Source organism: Rhizobacter sp. P2_H2, assembly GCF_056403375.1.
In genome coordinates this window covers 1-3,097 of sequence record NZ_JBFUFP010000659.1, presented here as the reverse complement: position 1 = coordinate 3,097, position 3,097 = coordinate 1, and the positions used below count along the sequence as shown (strand labels likewise).

Sequence of the window (3,097 nt, the reverse complement as noted above, 5' to 3'; positions counted from 1 at the left end):
GGCTCAAGGGCCCGGCGCTGTGCGATCCGGTGCGCTCGCAGGTGCTGCCCGACAACACGCTGCGCCAGCTGCGCGAGCTGCGCCGCTTCGTGCCGGCGTTCGAGAACGTGCAGCTGATCCGCGTCTGGAGCGGCATCGAGGGCTACACCGGCGATGCGGTGCCGGTGCTGGGGCCGAGCGTGCGCGTGCCCGGGCTGCACTACGCGTTCGGCTTCAACGGCGAGGGCTTTGCGATCAGCCCGGGCGTCGGCGAGGTGATGGCCGAGCTGCTGGCGACCGGGCGCACGTCGACGCCGATCGAGGCGTTCTCGATCGGGCGCTTCGCGGCGGCGCGGCAGGATCAGGCCATGACCACGTAGACCTTGCGCAGGGTTTCGGTGATGTGCCAGACACCCGTTGTGTCGGCCGGGAAGAACAGCGTGTCGCCGGCGCGGATCTGCTGCGCCTGGCCGCCGGTCGGCGTGAAGCTGYAGGCGCCCGCCAGGATGTGCATCACCTCGGCCTGCACCAGCTGGCGCTCGAAGCGGCCGGGCGTGCATTCCCAGAGGCCGCTGCGGTTGCCGCCGGCACCGGCGAGTTCGACGGCCAGGCCGCGGGTGGTGCTCGCCGGCTCGGACAGCGGGCGCGCGACCGGGCCCTCGTCCTGCAGACCGGGGAGCGTGGCGGATTGGCGGAGGATCTGGATCGTCATGGCGGGTGCGGGGAGTGAAAGAGACGCGCAGTCTGGCCGGCACGCCGCCGTGCCGATAGGACGCCCTTGTCGTACCGCAGGATCTGCGCGCCGCGTGACGCACAACGCAATTCGATGCTGCGCTGCAGGCGCTGAACGGTGCCGCGCGCGGCCGGGCCGCTCTTAAGCTGCAAGGCATGTGCAGCCTCCCGAACGACCCCGCCGCGCCCGCGCCGCCGCGCCGCCGCACGCACTCGATGGCGCCGGTGCTGGCCTACATCGACGCCCACCTGGCCGAGCCGCTGTCGCTGCAGGGGCTGGCCGCGCTCACCGGCCTGAGCGTGTGGCGCTTCGCGACGGTGTTCCGCGAGCGCGTCGGCATCGCGCCGCACCGCTACGTGGACCTGCAGCGCGTGCGCCATGCCCAGGCCCTGCTGCGCCAGGGCGCGACGCTGGCCGGTGCGGCCAGCGAGGCCGGCTTCTGCGACCAGAGCCACCTGTCGCGCCGCTTCAAGCGCGTCTGCGGCATGACGCCGGGGCAGTACCAGTCGCGCCAGTCTTCTCCCTGCGCCATCAACCCCTGACGGAACGAACCACCATGCCCTTGCAGAACTTCAAAGTCCTCACCTTCGACGTCGTCGGCACGCTGATCGATTTCGAGGGCGGGATGCTGCGCTACCTGCGCCAGGCGGTGCCCGGCGCCGCGGTGACGGACGACGCCTTCCTCGCCGCCTACCGCCGGGCCCGGGCGAGCGACGCCGCCGGCTGGTACCCGGACGACCTGGTGCGCGTGTGGCATGCGATCGCGCCCGGCCTCGGCCTGCCCGACTCGGCCGCGCTGGCCGAGGGCCTGCGCGACTCGGTGGCGGTGTGGCCGGCGTTCCCCGATTCGGTGGCGGCGCTGAAGCGGCTGCGCACGCGCTTCAAGCTGGTCGCGATGACGAATGCGCAGCGCTGGGCGCTGTCTCACTTCGAGAAGACGCTGGAGATGCCGTTCGACGACAGCGTCAGCTGCGACGACGCGCTGTGCGAGAAGCCCGACCCGCAGTTCTTCGCATTCGCGCGCGGCCGCCTCAGCACGCGCGGCTTCACCCGCGCCGACAACCTGCACGTGGCGCAGAGCCAGTACCACGACATCGGCGTCGCGAAGCGGCTGGGTCTTGCGACCTGCTGGATCGAGCGGCGCCACGGCCAGCCCGGTTTCGGCGGCACGCTGGAAGTCCAGGAGCTGACCCGGCCCGACCATCACTTCCACACGCTGGCCCAGCTGGCGGATGCGGTCGATGCCGGGCACTGACGAGATCGCCGACCTGCTGCCGGCCCTGCAGGCGCTGCGGCGCGACCTGCATGCGCATCCGGAACTGGCGTTCAAGGAGCACCGCACCGCGGGGATCGTGGCCTCAGCGTTGCGTGAACTCGGCCTGGAGGTGCACGAGGGCGTGGGCGGCACCGGCGTGGTGGGTGTGCTGCGCCACGGGGCCGGGCGCAGCCTGGCCTTGCGCGCCGACATGGACGCGTTGCCGATGGCGGAGCGCAGCGACCTGGCCCATGCCAGCCAGGTGGCCGGCGTGCACCACGGCTGCGGCCACGACGGTCACACCGCGATGCTGCTGGGCGCGGCGCGGCAGCTGGCGCGCAGCCGGCGCTTTGCCGGCACGGTGAACTTCGTGTTCCAGCCGGCCGAGGAAGGCCATGGCGGGGCGCGCGCGATGGTCCAGGATGCTTTGTTCGAGCGCTTCCCGAGCGATGCCGTGTACGCCTTGCACAACTGGCCCGACCTGCCGCTGGGCCAGGCGCAGACGCGCGCCGGCCCGATCATGGCGGCCGCGGACCGCTTCGACATCCTGGTGCGCGGCCGGGGCGGCCATGCCGCGCAGCCGCACCAGACGCCGGATGCGATCCTCGCCGCCAGCCAGCTGGTGACCCAGCTCAACACCATCGTGGCGCGGCGCATCGACCCGGGCGAGTCGGCGGTGCTGTCGGTCACGCGCATCGAGGGCGGGCATTCGCACAACGTGCTGCCGGCCGAGGTGGCCGTCACCGGCACGGTGCGCAGCTTCGATGCGGCGACGCAGGACCGCATCGAGGCGGCGCTGCGCGCGGTCGCGCAAGGCGTGGCCCAGGCCAGCGAGACGGCGATCGAGGTGACCTACACGCGCTACTACCCGGCCACGGTCAACAGTGCGGCCGAGGCCGAGACGGCGCTGGCGGCGGCCCGGGCCTGCGGGCTGCAGGCCGGCGTGGCGGCGCGCCCGGCGTTCACGTCGGAGGACTTCGCGTTCATGCTGCAGGTGCGCCCCGGCGCCTACCTGTGGCTGGGGCAGGGCGGCGGCGAGGCCGCCCCGCGGCCGACGCGGCCGCTGCACCACCCGTGCTACGACTTCAACGACGCGGCGCTGCCGCTGGGGATCGGCTGGTTCACGGCGC

General features: G+C 72.9%; 5 protein-coding genes. 4 read left to right on the top strand and 1 reads right to left on the bottom strand.

The genetic code is table 11. The features are described 5' to 3' along the window. The coding region (locus AC1D15_RS24255; RefSeq protein WP_477827979.1) for an NAD(P)/FAD-dependent oxidoreductase at window positions 1–359 on the top strand (359 nt) is incomplete at its 5' end. Here AC1D15_RS24255 and AC1D15_RS24250 read toward each other — a convergent pair. Further along, a complete protein-coding gene (locus AC1D15_RS24250; RefSeq protein WP_477827978.1) occupies window positions 341–691 on the bottom strand; it encodes a cupin domain-containing protein in 351 nt (116 codons plus the stop codon). The two genes, AC1D15_RS24255 and AC1D15_RS24250, sit on opposite strands and share 19 nt — an antisense overlap. A 176-nt stretch (window positions 692–867) precedes the next feature. On the opposite strand from AC1D15_RS24250, the gene AC1D15_RS24245 reads away from it, so the two are divergent. The 3 genes from AC1D15_RS24245 to AC1D15_RS24235 form a co-directional block, all read left to right on the top strand. Continuing rightward, window positions 868–1,254 carry a helix-turn-helix domain-containing protein gene (locus tag AC1D15_RS24245; RefSeq protein ID WP_465111937.1) on the top strand — a complete coding sequence of 129 codons (387 nt, stop codon included), beginning with the start codon at window positions 868–870 and terminating at the stop codon, window positions 1,252–1,254. A gap of 14 nt (window positions 1,255–1,268) precedes the next feature. Continuing rightward, window positions 1,269–1,967, top strand: coding sequence for an HAD-IA family hydrolase (locus AC1D15_RS24240; RefSeq protein ID WP_477827977.1), 699 nt, complete (start codon window positions 1,269–1,271; stop codon window positions 1,965–1,967). After that, on the top strand, window positions 1,954–3,097 hold a 1,144-nt coding region (locus tag AC1D15_RS24235; protein WP_477827976.1), incomplete at its 3' end, for an amidohydrolase. The genes AC1D15_RS24240 and AC1D15_RS24235, both read left to right, overlap by 14 nt.